Here is a 15,307-nt window from a genome sequence, read left to right as displayed (position 1 = left end):
AACGATGGGTACTGATTAGAAAACAATGAATATGGGGATATCATAAATCCAATTCTAACATTAGTGACGCGCCATCGATATTTAGTGCTAGTGTGCTAGGCATCACGATAAAAGAGCATGCGCTTAATGCAGAAATAGGCGTAGGTGAAAATACCGATGTTCAGCTCAACGAGAACGACCCGTTCAGTTATGTGGATACAATTATTTCTAGCATGATGGCGCAATTGGCAACAGGATTAACGGTGAAGATCCGGCTAATGCTGTCATCAGTGCCGGCTTCGGTAGTACAACTGAGAGCGTTGCTGGTAAAGTGGTTGATGCATTGTCTCCAGTGACTGAACAAGTAATTGATATGTTATTGGCGTAGTTACAGGATCTGCTGTTTCGGAGCTGACCGTATAAAAGAGAACTAAACAAGCGAGACAAGATGCGATGAAAAACCTAGAAAGCTAATCCATGGCTCTAGCTATTATATGCACTAATGCGTTTATAAGCATTTCCGATCGGTAGAAGAGCTTAATAAAAGTTTATTTTTGGATTTGGAGGTGCAATTGAATCCTCTCCCGTGTCAGCAAATTCAGAAACAGCTGCAGTAAGAGCTGAGCGCGTGGGATAATAGCATATTAGGTGTATATACGATAAGTTGAATAGCCTGCTAAACTCTTACGGCAATGCCGTCTAATTTTCTGTACGTAGAATAATGCCACTGTATCAACCACCATCCCCGCCGTGGCTGCAATCGGCAAGATGACATCAGTAACGGTGCTTGATTTCGATCCGATGTGCTCTTTAATAATATCAACGATTTGCCCGGCGGCGTGATAATTTAAGTGCGAATAGTGGCTTTAGTTCGATGATGAATTTAGACGATTTATAAAATTATCACGAATATAGTGATATTGAACAGTGGAATTTTTACAGTCTATAGCAAGAATAAGAGGGTCGATAAGAATTCACATCCGCACCTTGCCTAGCTACGTCTAGTGTATATATGTCATTCCTTACCGTTTTGAAAAAATCTTTTGATCTTGGTTTAAAGACTTAACTATGATGAAATCAGTTGACGCGTCGTATTGATCTGTGATGCATTGGTTTTTAGCCAATGCTGTGTATTCCAACGGCCGCATATGAATTTCATTCATTACTAATGACATTAACTAGCGACGAAATTCAGCACAAAAGATACAAGATCTTTACACCTCGCAACAATATACGTCATAACTCTTATTGGCGTTATCATCGGCATATCCGTTACCCCTTCGTTTTTAATAAGCCATTTTACTACCGTGCGTTATCACGCTTAAACGGCCTGTCCAATGACATCATGTGTACGTAGCGCTTCTGGGAGCAGCCAGCGCTTGTCGCTCATTTCGCCCGCGAAACATATTCTAGCGACGTCGCGGCAACTGCCGTCATTACGTCATTCAGCACGCCATATTCCTCGGTAGAAGATATCGACCATGGTGCGCACTGGCGTTTTGACTGCGTGTTTTCAGTCTTTTGCCTGCGGGATGTTTTTCTAATCCAGAAAGCAAAGATGATGGGTAGAAAAGCGCACTCCAGCCCCATACCGTAAATTTGTGCCGTTGCCACCGCGCCGATGGAAAAGCTAGAGATCAAAAATTCCACTCGTCTTATTACGCATACGCAAATGCCTCGGCCAGCTCTCAATCACATAGCGCCGTATTCTCCCGCCATTCCAATCCCGATCACCAGGCGGGCGATAAACAGTGTGGTAAAACTGGGCGCCAGACTACAAGATAGTGTTCTGCTGAAAACAGCAGGATGCTGGACAGCATCGCCGGTCGTAGCGGTCACCCATGGGCCCAGTATATGGAGCCCAGTATTAAGCCGCCAAATCAGCGTGAGATAAATGCCGTCACGATAAGACTTACTACCGTTTACACCGTCGTGAGCCTGAATTCGTGCTGAATTTCTGTCAACACAAAGGCAATGAGTACGAAGTCGACACCGTCGAGGAGATGACCTAGTCAGGCGGCAAAAGCCCATCTTTGCGCACGGTCGAGATAGCGGCATCACGGGATAGGTTGCATAACATGGCTCATGTGATACTCCCGCGATGGGCTTTGCCCATAGCTTTGGTCGATGTACGGATTAAAAAGCTGTTCCGAATATCCAGCAGGCGCGTTGCCCGCGGGCACAAGGGGTTTCATCAGGGCTATTGCCCTTTTCACGCAACAGATTTACCACAAGGACTTCAAAGTTCAGGCAGATATTTCCGCTATTGGTGCGAAGGGCTTTCGACACAGCGGCATGGTCAGTACACCTGTTATAGCACAAAACCGTTTTTAGCCCGCGGAACCCCCTGCGCGCGCAGTACCAAAATGGCGCCAGCCCATAATGTTGTAGGTGCTCACAACGCCACTATCGGCGCCGATAAGCAGGCCGGGCAAAGGTTTCGTTACATTCGTTATAGAGAATCAAATCCTCGGCGGATCTGCTGCATCTGAAACAGATCGCCAGAGGTCCGTTTCAGCGCAACGGTAGCGTTACTAAAGTGGCTATCTTGCGCAAGCATGAACGTGACCCCGCTCAACGAGGGAATGTTATAGACCACCATCGGCCGCCTATTAGCCGCGTCAGTTATAGCGCGATAATGTTCGCAATGTTCATGAAAGCTAAAAAGATAATAAAACGGGGTGACGACGGAGATGGCATCGAAACCATAACGACAGGCCGCTTGCGCTAGCTGCTGGATTTCATGGGTGCTGACGGCACCGAAGTGGGCAATTAACGTAAGCTTTCCCTTTGCTTCTTTAGCCACGACATCAAGTACGTGCGCCCGGCAAGGTGCTGGAAAACGCTTCACCCGTGGAACCGCCCACATATAGCCCGCTAACACCTTGATTAATGTTGAAGTGAACTAGGCGACACAGACTGCCGTATCTAGTTTTCGTTGGTATCAAAGGGGTGGTAGCGCGGCCATCACTCCCCAATTGAGCATCCATCCCCTTCTCCTGCAGTAATAGTTTTCATGACTATATACCTTTATACCTGTTATGCCAGTGTAATCGATTTTGCCATGAGAAAATGTTGAGCGGGATTTAACACACTAAACGATCGGCAGACGATCCTGCCGTATACCAGAAGGGATAGCGCTATCAGGGGAACGGGATTGATGCTATTTATTGAAAGTATATGGCGGAAAACGCTGTTGAGATGGGTATGCAAAGCGTGATCAGCAGCATCGAGGTGCGCTGGCGGATCGCGAAATGATCGCAATATACCGCTAACTGACATTATTGCTAATGTAACTCATTTTCCCTTTGGACAAACGGCGATTAGCTAATCAGGCAAGGCAATCTGTATCACCAAGAAGAGGGGATTGTCCAGTGTCTCGGAAACATCGGAACGAATGAAAAGATCGTTTTTGTCCAGCGCTTGATTGTTGAGTTTTAGCGCTTTTCCTAAGCGTTCAATTTTGGCGTCCGTCGCATGCTCTCCAGACTGAACTCGAAAAACGGGCGTAATTGCTCAAAATGGGCGATACCGCCGAAACGTGAGAGAAAATCCTTTGCCATACCGAATAATTCGCTAATGATGATGTCGGCAGATAGGCTCGCTACCCGTCGCTGATTTGCACTAGACCTTAGACCTTTACGCTTCAGCGCCCCCAGCGCTTTCCGCACCGAGGGGCGGCCAACATTGAAAACCATCACCTCACACTCTGAAGGCAGTGGCCCGCCTTCGGCAAATTCTCGGCGACAGGGATCATCTGCTCAAGCTCTTTGCTTCCACCATCTCCACCATCTCAGACAATTTCTTGCGCACCAGCGGGTGTGGACGAAGCGTGCGCCCGATACTTTACCGGTGTTTCCGCGCGTGCGAATCAGATACTTTCATAGTGCCCGTGGCTGTAGAGAACAACACATGTAACAACAACCCCATTGTATCTATCATATCATGGGAATATCTGACTGGCCAAGTTTCGGCCATTCAAGCCAACGGCATGGGCTGGCGTAGCGATTGAGCGGGCGGTCAAATCTCTGATGCATAGTCGTTTACGTCAGCATCGCTTCAATGAACGGGCTTTCATCAAGTGCAATGCGTAGGGAGGGGAGAAGCAAGGAAAAGAATGGTGCCCGGACTTGGAATCGAACCAAGGACACGGGGATTTTCAGTCCCCTGCTCTACCGACTGAGCTATCCGGGCAACGGGCCGCATTAGACTGTATTGGCTCGATTTCGTCAACGGGTTTATCCGAGAATTACGTGAAACCGACGTGAGTTTTCAGGCAAAAATTCAACTCAAAGCGCCGTTTTCCGGCACAGTGCCAGACGTAAAATACCTTCCTCCAGGACGGTACGCTACCGCTACATCCTGAGTGTTATGTTTGACCAGCAGTCAACGTTAGCTTCATTTGCTGCGCATTCATCGCATCATTCGTCTACTTGGACGGCATGGTGGAGTGAGCAGTCTAACGCCTCGCGATTCGGCCAGTAGACGCTCAACTGCGCTAGCGGCAGCCCAAGCTCATCGGCCAGCATCGACAGTGATACACCGCACAAAACCCCGTTGCTCAAGCAGGCTCAACGTCCGGTTCCGTATATGTTCCGTTGCACATTTCCTCTTAGTTAACCTGCGGTTGCTTAGCTGAGTGTCGCTCACGGCGCCAGCTTCCGCAAAGGCAAAACCAGTTCCCAGCGAGCCGGGGATCTCGTTGCCGTGGCTATCGAAAAACAAAATTGTCGGCAGCCATTTTGCGCAGGAGCATTGGCGGTAACATCCACTTGAAGCAGAGTCAGGCGATGTATTTGCTCGGCCACGGCGGGATCGCTGAAGGTGTATTTACGCGTGATTTTCTCAAGTGTTTCACCGGCTGGAACGTCGACAAAGACGATGGCAAGGTGTCTTGCACTGACAGTTGCTCCAAAGCGTCAGGCGGGTCTGTAGCGCCGGTGTTGCAGGGTAAACACGCCGAGCATCGACAACGCCGGCAGGATAAACAACACGGCAAGCCCAATCGGCAGTGCAGGCTGTTGCAGCGCCGCCTGAAATTGCAGGTCAGCGGCCGCCACTGCTACGCCCAGCAGGGTAATGGCCATCCCCATAACGTAGACCACCGCCAACAGCGCACGCGATTGCCGAGAACGACGGCGGAAATCAAGGGATACATCGGCAGTACGAATGGCGTGAAGGCGATACCGAAAAATGGCACTCTGTCACTTTGGAGCAGAGTGCTTTGGGGTATAATCATTCCTTGGCCGATCGCCGGGGCTTTCGCGTCAGCCGGTGCCGTAAAACCTATTGTAATGACGCTCTGGGCGGGTAGTGTGAAGGCACTAAGGGTGGCGTTTACCAGCTCCCGTCAGATCTGTTGACGGTATAAGCAGTAGCCGGGATGAACGCCCCGGCTCAGTGTCAATTGCGATCTCTGCTGACGAAAATCGAAGCGGCACGCCTGGTCCCACTGGAATGAGCTGGTTGCCGTGAGTATTGCCGAACAAGACGGCCTGGGCGGGCGGCGCGGTAGGCATGCTAGCCACGTCAACACGATCAGCGTAAAGAGTCGTTGAGCCATGATAGATAATCGGGGTCGCCGCCGGTGACGGGCAGTACCAATAACTCCGGGGTTTGATAAGGATGATGGGCTTTGATATGCGTGAATACCGCCTGCCGCAGAGCCATGCGGCTTTTGATAAGCAGTTGAACCTCGGCCTGCCGCTGGAGCGCCCCCTGCCAGTAGTAAAGCGACGTGGCGCCAGGCAATAGCGTGACGCACGCGGCGAGATTGCCGGCCAATAAGCGTTGAGCGATGGCGCAGGCGTAGGCTTCGTCTGGCGCGGTGCAGAGAATGATACACAATCCGGTATCATTGGGCTGCGGGAGAACGCCTTCCGGCTTGCCGTCTGGATTATCTGCCATTATCATCCCTGTGTGGAAAACGCCGGCGGGCATTATAGCCTGTTCGCGCCGCTAGCGACAGTGCAAGGTCAGGACGGGGTATCGTCAGGGTAGCGTTTGGCTTTGTATTTAGAATGCATCAGGTTTTGCAGCGAGAAGATATCATCCAGTTGCGCCTCGGTGAGCAGGCCGCGCTCGAGCGCGGCCTCGCGCACGCTTCTACCGGCTTCGGCACAGATTTTACCGACGATACCACCGTTGTGGTGGCTGATAAACGGGTTAAGTATAGATCATGATACCGATGGGATTAAAAACATATTGTTCACAAATAGCCTGGTGAGTGGCAATCTCGCCAATGCATCTGTCCTGTAGATTGAAACAGGCATTGGTAAGAATATACATCGACTCGAACATGGCCTGACTAATAACCGGCTTCATGACGTTTAACTGTAACTGCCCCGCTGCCGCCGCCATGGTGATGCAGGTATCGTCGCCGATCACCTTGAAGCACACCTGATTTACCACCTCCGGCAGCACGGGGTTGACCTTGGCTGGCATGATAGACGATCCTGCCTACAGTTTGGGCGGATTGATCTCATTCAAGCCGGCTCGCGGACAGAATGACAGCAGCCGCAGGTCGTTGCATATTTTAGACAGTTTCACCGCCAGGCGTTTCAGCGCGCTGTAAACCGTGACATAAGCACCGCAGTCTGAGGTGGCCTCAATTAAATCCTCGGCCGGGATGCAGGGCATCCCGCTTATCTCCGCCAGTTTCTCCACCGCCAGTATCTGGCACCCTTCAGGGGTATTCAGGCGGGTATCGATGGCGGTCGCGCCGAGGTTCACCTCCAGCAGTAATTGCGCGGTGCGCAGTAGGTTTTTTTGTTTTCTTCCTTCAGCAGCACGTTAAAGGCGTGGAACTCCTGGCCGAGCGTCATTGGATCGTGTCCTGCAACTGGGTTCTGCCCATTTTAGAATGCCGTTGAATTGCTGCGCTTTTTCGGCGTCATTAGTGGACTGACATAAGTTGAGGTGATCGTTGGGATTAAGGAATTGGTATTCCCCCTTTTGGTGCCCCATCAGCCCCAAGGCGATATTCGTCAGCACTTCATTGATATTCATATTAACGGAGGTGCCGGCGCCACCCTGAAATACATCTACCGGAAACTGATCCATGTAGCGCCCCCGAACCAGAACTTCATCACAGGCTTGGCCGATGATATCGGCGATATCCCGCGGTAGCGTTTTAAGTTCTTTATTTTGGCCAGTGCGGCGGCTTTTTAACCATCACCATTCCGCGGGAATATCGTTGATACGCATATTGCTGATGTAGAAATTTTCACTGGTACGTAGGGTATGAATGCCATAATAGGCGTCGGCCGGCACTTCACGGGTGCCGAGCAAGTCTTCTTCTGTACGGAAGAGGGTTGATATGCGCTCTCCTTGCAATCATTAAGAGCCTTAAACTGACGTTGATTTTACTTTTGCCATTATACTCTGTTATTAAGACAAGGTCACTAGGCCGATCACGCTTAGTTAAGCGTTTTTATTTAACCAGTTATCGCGGGAGGCGAAGAGCGCTTGCAGGCAACGACTCGGCATATTCTTTGAAAATTGTCTTAAGGGATACTATTGCACTAAGACTAAGCCGGCAACAAGGCGCATTTTGCGGTGGCGAATTTTATCGCTTGGGACAGATACTCTCGCGGCGGCAATCGATAACATAAGAGAATTCGCTGCGTTGGATCCCGTTCTTAATCATTTTGGTTGTCACCTACATTGAGACTTCCCTTTTCATCCAGGTTGCCAGCTTGCTTGGTGTACTGGCAACGTTGTTGCTGCTAGTGATCGCGACATCATTTATCGGTGCATCGCTGGTACAGGCCCAAGGCCCGCGGTGAGCGTTTCGTCGGTGAGATGATCAAAAGCGTCTCGCTGTTGCTTGCGGAATTTCTGTTGCTGCCCGGCTTTCATTGATTTCCTCGGCCTGTTACTGTTATTGACGCCCGATACAGAATCTGTTGACGCTAGCTTGCTGCTTTATTTGCGCTTTCAGCACGGTGTCCCGCCGCCGCCGGCGGCGGCGGCGGGATCTTTAAGGGCGAGTACCGTCGCCATGATTTTCATCATGACCGATTAAATGATCGGAAAAAGGTAGAATGATACCATATATCATATTGATTAAATTAGTGTTAAATTTATTTTGGCTAAAATTCCATCGCTTAAGTGAAAAAAAAATCCACCCCCCCCCTTGAAGCTTCTCTGAACGCCCCCATTGTATTAACTACAAGGCCGGGCATGGCATCATATCCGGCGTTCATCCCCAAAAACTGATACAGACTTTCTCAAGGAGAGCTTTCAATGAAAATTCGTCCATTACATGATCGCGTTATCGTCAAGCGTAAAGAAGTTGAAGCCAAGTCTGCGGGCGGCATCATGCTGACTGGCTCCGCAGCGGGCAAGTCCACTCGCGGTGAAGTACTGGCTGTGGGCCATGGTCGTATTCTGGAAAACGGCGAAGTGAAAGCGCTGGACGTGAAAGTTGGCGATATAGTGATTTTCAATGATGGATATGGCGTAAAGGCTGAGAAAATCGACAACGATGAAGTGCTGATTATGTCTGAAAGCGATATTCTGGCTATCGTTGAGCAGTAATCAATGTGTAAATTATCTGAACTGAATGAATTTAAGGGAAATCGAAATGGCAGCTAAAGACGTAAAATTCGGTAACGACGCTCGCGTAAAAATGCTTCGCGGCGTAAACGTTCTGGCCGACGCAGTAAAAGTGACACTGGGTCCTAAGGGCCGCAATGTAGTGCTGGACAAATCCTTCGGCGCGCCGATTATCACCAAAGACGGCGTGTCAGTCGCACGTGAAATCGAACTGGAAGATAAATTCGAGAACATGGGCGCCCAGATGGTGAAAGAAGTTGCTTCTAAAGCTAATGACGCCGCAGGCGACGGCACCACCACCGCGACCGTGTTGGCTCAGTCTATCGTTAATGAAGGCCTGAAAGCCGTGGCCGCTGGCATGAACCCGATGGACCTCAAGCGCGGTATCGATAAAGCTGTTATCGCCGCTGTAGAGGAGCTGAAAAAACTTTCCGTACCTTGCTCTGATGCCAAAGCGATCGCTCAGGTGGGTACCATTTCCGCCAACTCCGATGAAACCGTCGGCACCCTCATTGCCGAAGCCATGGCAAAAGTCGGCAAAGAAGGCGTTATCACCGTGGAAGAGGGTTCTGGTCTGCAGGACGAACTGGACGTGGTTGAAGGGATGCAGTTCGATCGTGGTTATCTTTCCCCTTATTTTGTCAACAAACCGGAAACCGGCGCCGTTGAACTGGAAAGCCCGTTCATTCTGCTGGCTGATAAGAAAATCTCCAATATCCGCGAAATGCTGCCGGTGCTAGAAGCCGTTGCCAAAGCAAGCAAACCACTGCTAGTTATTGCTGAAGATGTTGAAGGCGAGGCGCTGGCTACGCTTGTTGTAAACACCATGCGCGGTATCGTTAAAGTCGCCGCCGTGAAGGCGCCGGGCTTCGGCGATCGCCGTAAGGCCATGCTGCAGGATATCGCTATTCTGACCGCAGGTACCGTTATTTCCGAAGAAATCGGCCTTGAGCTGGAAAAAGCTACCCTTGAAGATATGGGGCAGGCCAAACGTGTTGTTATTACCAAAGACACCACTACCATCATCGACGGCGTAGGCGACAAAGCCCTTATCGATAGCCGAGTTGCGCAAATCAACCAGCAGCGCGACGAAGCCACCTCCGATTACGATCGTGAAAAACTGCAAGAGCGCGTGGCCAAACTGGCTGGTGGCGTTGCGGTTATTAAAGTAGGTGCCGCCACCGAAGTCGAAATGAAAGAGAAGAAAGCCCGGGTCGAAGACGCCCTGCACGCTACTCGCGCCGCAGTGGAAGAAGGTGTGGTCGCCGGCGGCGGCGTGGCGCTGATTCGCGTAGCTAACAACGTTGCTGAACTGCTTGGCGACAATGAAGATCAGAACGTCGGTATCAAGGTTGCGCGTCGCGCAATGGAAGCGCCGTTGCGTCAGATCGTGGCCAACGCCGGTGAGGAGCCGTCCGTCATTGCCAATAAAGTGAAAGCGGGCGAAGGTAATACCGGTTACAACGCGGCGACTGAAGAGTACGGTAACATGATCGACATGGGTATCCTAGATCCGACCAAGGTAACCCGCTCCGCGCTGCAGTATGCGGCTTCCATCGCCGGTCTGATGATCACCACCGAATGTATGGTGACCGATCTGCCGAAGGAAGACAAACCTGACATGGGCGGCGCAGGCGGTATGGGCGGTATGGGTGGTATGGGTGGTATGATGTAATTCCCCCGTATCGCTAATGGCGTTGTGAACCCCCCGGCAAGCCGGGGGTTTTTGGTAAAAATTATCACCAAGCGGGATTTAGAGTATAGATTCAGAGTGTCCGCAGGACGGGCCAGCCTGATAAATAGGCCGGCTGTGCCAGCGGGCAGTGTGGCGCGCACAGCAAATTTGCCATACCCTTCAGGAATTCATGAGAAATGTAGACCAAATTCTTAATGATGCCTTGTGCCGGCAGTCTGTTGGTAGCGGGATGTAAGCAGTACGCATGATTTAACAGCAGTCGGTCATAAGTGCGTTTCACCGATACCAGCCTGGCAGCGAGTGCTGCCTTTTGGGTGAGCCTACTAGTACTCAGGGTAACTGGTTTTCCAGCCGAAGATAGCACCGTGCGTGGGGCTGCGAATGATTTGAGGAACCGTGCGGCCGCAATGGGCCGCAACGGTATCTACGGCGCCACCAGCCCGGTCAGTAAAAGCAACTTATCTGTTCAGCTTGTGCCGCTGAACAAGTAAGATTAAAGGCTAGGTATATAACTGTCACTGTCCGTAAAACCGTAAGCCCGCGCTACCGATATACCCAGCGGCCACAGTAGAGACCGTTTACCGCCGTCAGGTATCGGGCCATGGCGCGTCCTCAAGACTAGGGTAATGACGTGCCACTCGACCCAGACTGGGCAGGGGCACAACCTGGCAATCCCGCACGCATCGGATCGGATGCGCAACCACTGCCAGGCTGCCGATTACTCTCCGGCGCATCGGCGCCAGTCTCCCGGACAGCCACTGACGCCAAGCTGGGGCCATTCTCACCACTCTGGCGCGTAGCCGCTGGGCAGCCAATGCCGTTAGCGTGCCGCAGTCCCAGATCAAGCGGTGTCTTGCTGCGCTCGCCGCTGATTTCCCGCGCCAGCCGTGGCACCAGATAGCCTGATACTTTCTCCAGCAGTTGCTGCATAATTTCTCGTGCTTGGGTATCCTGCACCATAAAATGCGCAGCCCCCTGTACCCTATCCAGCACATGCAGGTAATAGGGCAAAATGCCGGCGGCAAAAAGCGTCTCACTGAGCGCGGCCAGCGTAACTGCGTTGTCATTGACGCCGTGCAGCAGTACGCTTTGGTTGAGTAATGTCACTCGCGCATTTAGCAACCGTGTCATACTGTCACATACAGTGGCATCGATTTCGCGGGCGTGGTTGATGTGGGTCACTAGCACCACCTTCAGCCGGCAGCCGGCCAGCCGTTGGCAAAGATGCGCGGTAATGCGTGTCGGGATGACGACCAGCAGCCTGCTGTGAATGCGTAAGGTGGTCAGGTGGGGGAGTTCTTCCAACAGACAAATCAGCTCATCCAGCTCATGATCTTTAGCCATTAACGGATCGCCGCCGGAAAGAATGATCTCATTCAATTCAGGATGCTGCCGGATATAGGCCACGGCGCGCAGCCAATTCGTTTTGTTGCCCTGATTTTCCTGGTAGGGGAAATGGCGCCGAAAACAGTAGCGGCAATTGACCGCGCAACTGCCTTTCACCAGCATCAGCGCACGGTTTTGGTATTTATGCAGAAGACCGGGCACCACGCTATGCTGTTCGTCCAGCGGATCGGCGCTAAATCCCGGCGCTAGATCGAATTCCTCTCGTGCCGTAATTACTTGACGCAAGAGTGGATCGTTTGGGTCGCCCGGCAGCATGCGCGCCGCAAAAGCGCGGGGGACGCGAAATGGGAACAGGCGCCGCGCTTCAGCACCCTCGCGCAGGTCAGTGTATTGCTCGAGCCCAAGATACTCTAGAAGTTGAATGGGGTCGGTGATGACATCGGCAAGTTGGTGTAACCATTCTTCTCTAGCAGGCGTATTTCTGGTCATAATATGTGCCATTTTCATTACAAAGTTTATATTTAGGGGACTACCATGGCGTCTTATAGTACCAATGAATTTCGTTCTGGTCTTAAAATCATGCTTGATGGCGAGCCGTGCGCGATCATTGAGAATGAATTCGTGAAGCCCGGCAAAGGTCAAGCGTTCAACCGGGTCCGTCTGCGCAAGCTGGTTTCCGGTAAAGTGCTGGAAAAAACCTTCAAATCCGGTGACTCGGTGGAAACCGCCGATGTGGTAGATATCAACCTGACTTACCTGTACAACGACGGTGAGTTTTGGCATTTTATGAATAATGAAAACTTTGAACAACTGGCCGCCGATACCAAAGCCGTCGGCGACAACGCCAAATGGATGGTCGAACAGGCAGAATGCGTGCTGACATTGTGGAATGGCCAGCCAATCGCCGTGACACCGCCTAACTTCGTGGAGCTGGAAATCACCGAAACCGATCCGGGCCTCAAAGGTGATACCGCCGGCACCGGCGGCAAACTCGCTACGGTGACCACCGGCGCAGTGGTGAAAGTACCGCTGTTCGTTCAAGTTGGTGAAGTGATCAAGGTCGATACGCGCTCCGGCGAGTATGTCTCTCGGGCTAAATAACGCGTTACGGGAAACGCCATTCCAGAGGCGGCCGCAACCGGCTTTTGGCATTCGTGGATTTTGGAACCTGATTGGCAAAATGACCAAGCTATTGTATTCGCCGTTCTGGCATTAACGACTTTAAGCGCGTGTACCACCTGCGGCTTCAGCGAAGATGTACAACATCTCGGCGGGGCCATTTCTATGTCGCCAACTGATTTTAGCGTACAAAAAGTTTGAAATTGAGCATGTTGGCTACAGAAATAATAAATACAGCGAATCACATTTGATGTTCAAGTATAATACTATGTTGAAAACTATCATTGCCTTGTTATCAGTTGTGGTGTTGTCTTCTCTGACCGCGTGTAACGCCACTCGTAGTGTCGATAAGGATGTCTCTGCGAGTAGAGGGGCGATTCGCAGTAGCGGCAATTCGGTAGCGATTAAAGCTTCACCTTTGCGCGCCCGTGCCCTCTAAAGGCTTAGGATGATGTAGCAAAAGCGATGTCAGAGAAGTATGATCAGAAAAAGTGCTTGGCCGTGTCTCTTTTCTTTGTATTATATGATATTTCTTTTCACCGATCGTCTTCTTTATTCACGCTCACATTGACACTGAAGCTGGGTTGATGATACTCATTGAGGCTGATTGTGACATTACTTGTAATTTTCTGACCGTTATCAATGTGGTCAGCCGTTTTCTCAGTCTACTCCCGCCTCGAACAGCCGGAGCGCCTGCCGCCTATTGCCGTTTCCCGGAGCGTGTTCTTTTCGGCTTCCTTGCCAGCGTTAACGCGTTTCACCATGAGGCGCCCACAACGCTTATGCCGGCGGCGTCATATCCTGCTTAACTCAAACCAGACTGCCCATCGGAAAGTTGAGTTCCCTTGAGGTCTGTAGCAACGCTTGTTGGTGTGAGCGATAAAATCCAGCTCGGTCTAGCAACCAGCGCATAACGGTAATCTTCATCCAGGGTGATTAGGTGATGGCCACCGTAAAAGGCCGGAAAAGAGCCCTTTAGATCCAAGAAACGCGCTTTTTCGATACTTTGCTTCCAACGTTGTTTGACGGAGGGGAATCTTGAATTGATAACCTTGATACCCTAATCAGAACGAAAGATATATTGGACGAAAACACGATCCAGGCCGCGCTCAAAGGGATGATCGAGACGGAGCATTTCATGCTAAGTTTCCAAATGGCGGTCTACGCTACAGGATAAAGACAGCAGCAAAGAGATGAGCAGCGAAAGATCCTCATGCAGAGATATAGCAAATCCATTGGAGGATCAGAAAAGAAATAAATGTAGTAATCTGCCGCGAATGTGTAGCCGGTTCGACAAAGCGGGGCAGGCGACTGATGCGAAACGACACAAATCGTTGTATTAAGAATGGAAAATGGAAAGCACTAATTCACCCCTTTCTAAGGCGTGGCCTACAAAAAGATACGAGTAGACTGTATTTCCTGTTTAGGAGAGGGAAAATATGAGCGATTCGGTCAGCTGGCAACCAAGCGCACCCATTACCAATTTGTTAAAGCGTGCTGCAATTGTGAGCCAGATCCGGAGGTTTTTTAGCGATCGCGGATTACTTGAAGTAGAAACGCCGGCCATGAGTCAGGCAACGGTGACAGATATTCATCTGGTTCCATTCCAGACCCGCTTTGTCGGGCCAGGCGTGGCCGGCGGTATGCCGCTGTATTTGATGACCAGTCCAGAATATCACATGAAGCGTCTGCTGGCGGCCGGTAGCGGCCCTATATTTCAGCTTTGCCGCAGCTTTCGTAATGAGGAAGCCGGTCGTTATCATAATCCAGAATTTACCATGCTTGAGTGGTATCGCCCTCATTGTGATATGTACCACCTGATGAATGAGGTTGACGATCTCCTGCAGCAGATCCTGGATTGCGACAGTACGGAAATGCTTTCTTATCAGCAGGCCTTTACTCGACATGTTGGTATTGATCCTTTGTCGGCGGACAACGAACAGTTGCATGAGGCGGTAGTTAAATGGGATCTCGGTGAGGCAACGTCTGCCGATGACGATCGCGATACCCTGCTGCAATTACTGTTTGCTATGGTGGTCGAACCCAATGTCGGGCGCGATAAACCGGCTTTTGTTTACAATTTTCCTGCTTCTCAGGCTGCGCTAGCGGAAATCAGCACCGAGGATCATCGAGTGGCGGACCGATTTGAAGTCTATTTTAAGGGCATTGAGCTGGCCAATGGTTTCCGTGAATTAACCGATGCGCACGAGCAGCGCCAGCGCTTCGAGCGGGATAACCGCAAGCGGGTGGCGATGAGCCTGGCTAAACAGCCCATCGATGAAAATTTACTGGCGGCCCTGGCGCAGGGCATGCCGGAGTGTTCCGGGGTGGCGTTAGGCGTGGATCGACTGCTCATGCTAGCGCTGAAGGCCGAGCGCTTGAGTGATGTGATCGCCTTTTCGGTGGAGCGCGCCTAAGTGCCACGTTGGCGCGGTAGCGCCGATGGCCTTTTCCAGTACAAGCGCTATCGCAGGTTCCGTCCGCTCCGTGTTGACGGGAGCACCGCCGTTACTGACTGCCCGCTGGCGCCGCTAGATGCCGCGCCCGGCTTTGCCCCGTTTACTCGCAAAGTGGCTGATGCGTTTCGCCGCCCGTTCGACAAGTGTA

7 protein-coding genes, 1 tRNA gene and 8 pseudogenes are annotated in these 15,307 nt (G+C 51.3%); 7 read left to right on the top strand and 9 right to left on the bottom strand.

The window, feature by feature from the left end:
* Positions 1-92: 92 nt before the first annotated feature.
* Positions 93-335, top strand: a complete 243-nt coding sequence (locus GPOALKHO_RS07740; protein ID WP_406702003.1) for a hypothetical protein — start codon at positions 93-95, stop codon at positions 333-335.
* A gap of 1,025 nt (positions 336-1,360) precedes the next feature.
* Here the strand turns inward: GPOALKHO_RS07740 and GPOALKHO_RS07735 are convergent.
* From GPOALKHO_RS07735 to GPOALKHO_RS07705, 7 genes and pseudogenes are all read right to left on the bottom strand, one after another.
* Positions 1,361-2,033, bottom strand: a pseudogene (locus GPOALKHO_RS07735) (MFS transporter); the annotation flags it as partial.
* Positions 2,034-2,115: 82 nt separating this feature from the next.
* A pseudogene (locus GPOALKHO_RS07730) lies at positions 2,116-2,900 on the bottom strand (dihydrodipicolinate synthase family protein); the annotation flags it as partial.
* Positions 2,901-3,309: 409 nt separating this feature from the next.
* Positions 3,310-3,822 (bottom strand): annotated as a pseudogene (locus tag GPOALKHO_RS07725) (GntR family transcriptional regulator); the annotation flags it as partial.
* A gap of 275 nt (positions 3,823-4,097) precedes the next feature.
* Positions 4,098-4,173, bottom strand: a tRNA-Phe gene (locus GPOALKHO_RS07720).
* 705 nt (positions 4,174-4,878) lie between these two features.
* Positions 4,879-5,170: pseudogene (dipZ, locus tag GPOALKHO_RS07715) on the bottom strand (protein-disulfide reductase DsbD); the annotation flags it as partial.
* A 347-nt stretch (positions 5,171-5,517) separates the two neighbouring features.
* Entirely contained in the window at positions 5,518-5,886 is a 369-nt protein-coding gene (gene cutA, locus GPOALKHO_RS07710; RefSeq protein WP_406702002.1) for a divalent cation tolerance protein CutA, read from the bottom strand.
* A gap of 68 nt (positions 5,887-5,954) precedes the next feature.
* Positions 5,955-7,299: pseudogene (locus tag GPOALKHO_RS07705) on the bottom strand (aspartate ammonia-lyase).
* Positions 7,300-7,601: 302 nt separating this feature from the next.
* Between GPOALKHO_RS07705 and GPOALKHO_RS07700 the strand changes: the two are divergent.
* The 3 genes and pseudogenes from GPOALKHO_RS07700 to groL all read left to right on the top strand — a co-directional run bounded on the left by GPOALKHO_RS07700 (position 7,602) and on the right by groL (position 10,213).
* Positions 7,602-8,028: pseudogene (locus GPOALKHO_RS07700) on the top strand (FxsA family protein).
* 198 nt (positions 8,029-8,226) lie between these two features.
* Positions 8,227-8,520 carry a co-chaperone GroES gene (locus GPOALKHO_RS07695; protein ID WP_406702001.1) on the top strand — a complete coding sequence of 98 codons (294 nt, stop codon included), beginning with the start codon at positions 8,227-8,229 and terminating at the stop codon, positions 8,518-8,520.
* Positions 8,521-8,566: 46 nt separating this feature from the next.
* The gene (groL, locus tag GPOALKHO_RS07690) at positions 8,567-10,213 is read left to right on the top strand and encodes a chaperonin GroEL (protein ID WP_406701999.1); all 1,647 of its coding nucleotides are present in this window, start codon (positions 8,567-8,569) and stop codon (positions 10,211-10,213) included.
* A 91-nt stretch (positions 10,214-10,304) separates the two neighbouring features.
* Here the strand turns inward: groL and GPOALKHO_RS07685 are convergent, their stop codons facing one another.
* Entirely contained in the window at positions 10,305-10,514 is a 210-nt protein-coding gene (locus tag GPOALKHO_RS07685; RefSeq protein WP_406703503.1) for a hypothetical protein, read from the bottom strand.
* Here GPOALKHO_RS07685 and GPOALKHO_RS07680 point away from each other — a divergent pair.
* A pseudogene (locus tag GPOALKHO_RS07680) lies at positions 10,429-10,725 on the top strand (DUF4156 domain-containing protein). The gene GPOALKHO_RS07685 and the pseudogene GPOALKHO_RS07680 sit on opposite strands and share 86 nt — an antisense overlap.
* A gap of 340 nt (positions 10,726-11,065) precedes the next feature.
* Here GPOALKHO_RS07680 and epmB read toward each other — a convergent pair.
* A pseudogene (gene epmB / locus GPOALKHO_RS07675) lies at positions 11,066-12,082 on the bottom strand (EF-P beta-lysylation protein EpmB); the annotation flags it as partial.
* Positions 12,083-12,115: 33 nt separating this feature from the next.
* Between epmB and efp the strand changes: the two are divergent.
* A complete protein-coding gene (gene efp / locus GPOALKHO_RS07670) occupies positions 12,116-12,682 on the top strand; it encodes an elongation factor P (protein WP_406701997.1) in 567 nt (188 codons plus the stop codon).
* A 1,457-nt stretch (positions 12,683-14,139) separates the two neighbouring features.
* On the top strand, positions 14,140-15,117 hold the full coding sequence (gene epmA / locus GPOALKHO_RS07665; protein WP_406701995.1) for an elongation factor P--(R)-beta-lysine ligase: 978 nt from the start codon (positions 14,140-14,142) through the stop codon (positions 15,115-15,117).
* The last annotated feature ends 190 nt before the right edge of the window (positions 15,118-15,307 follow it).

The organism is Sodalis sp. (in: enterobacteria) (genome assembly GCF_036327475.1).
Taxonomy (GTDB): domain Bacteria; phylum Pseudomonadota; class Gammaproteobacteria; order Enterobacterales; family Enterobacteriaceae.
The sequence above is the reverse complement of the archived record's forward strand: the minus strand, read 5'-3'. Positions and strand labels throughout refer to the sequence as shown.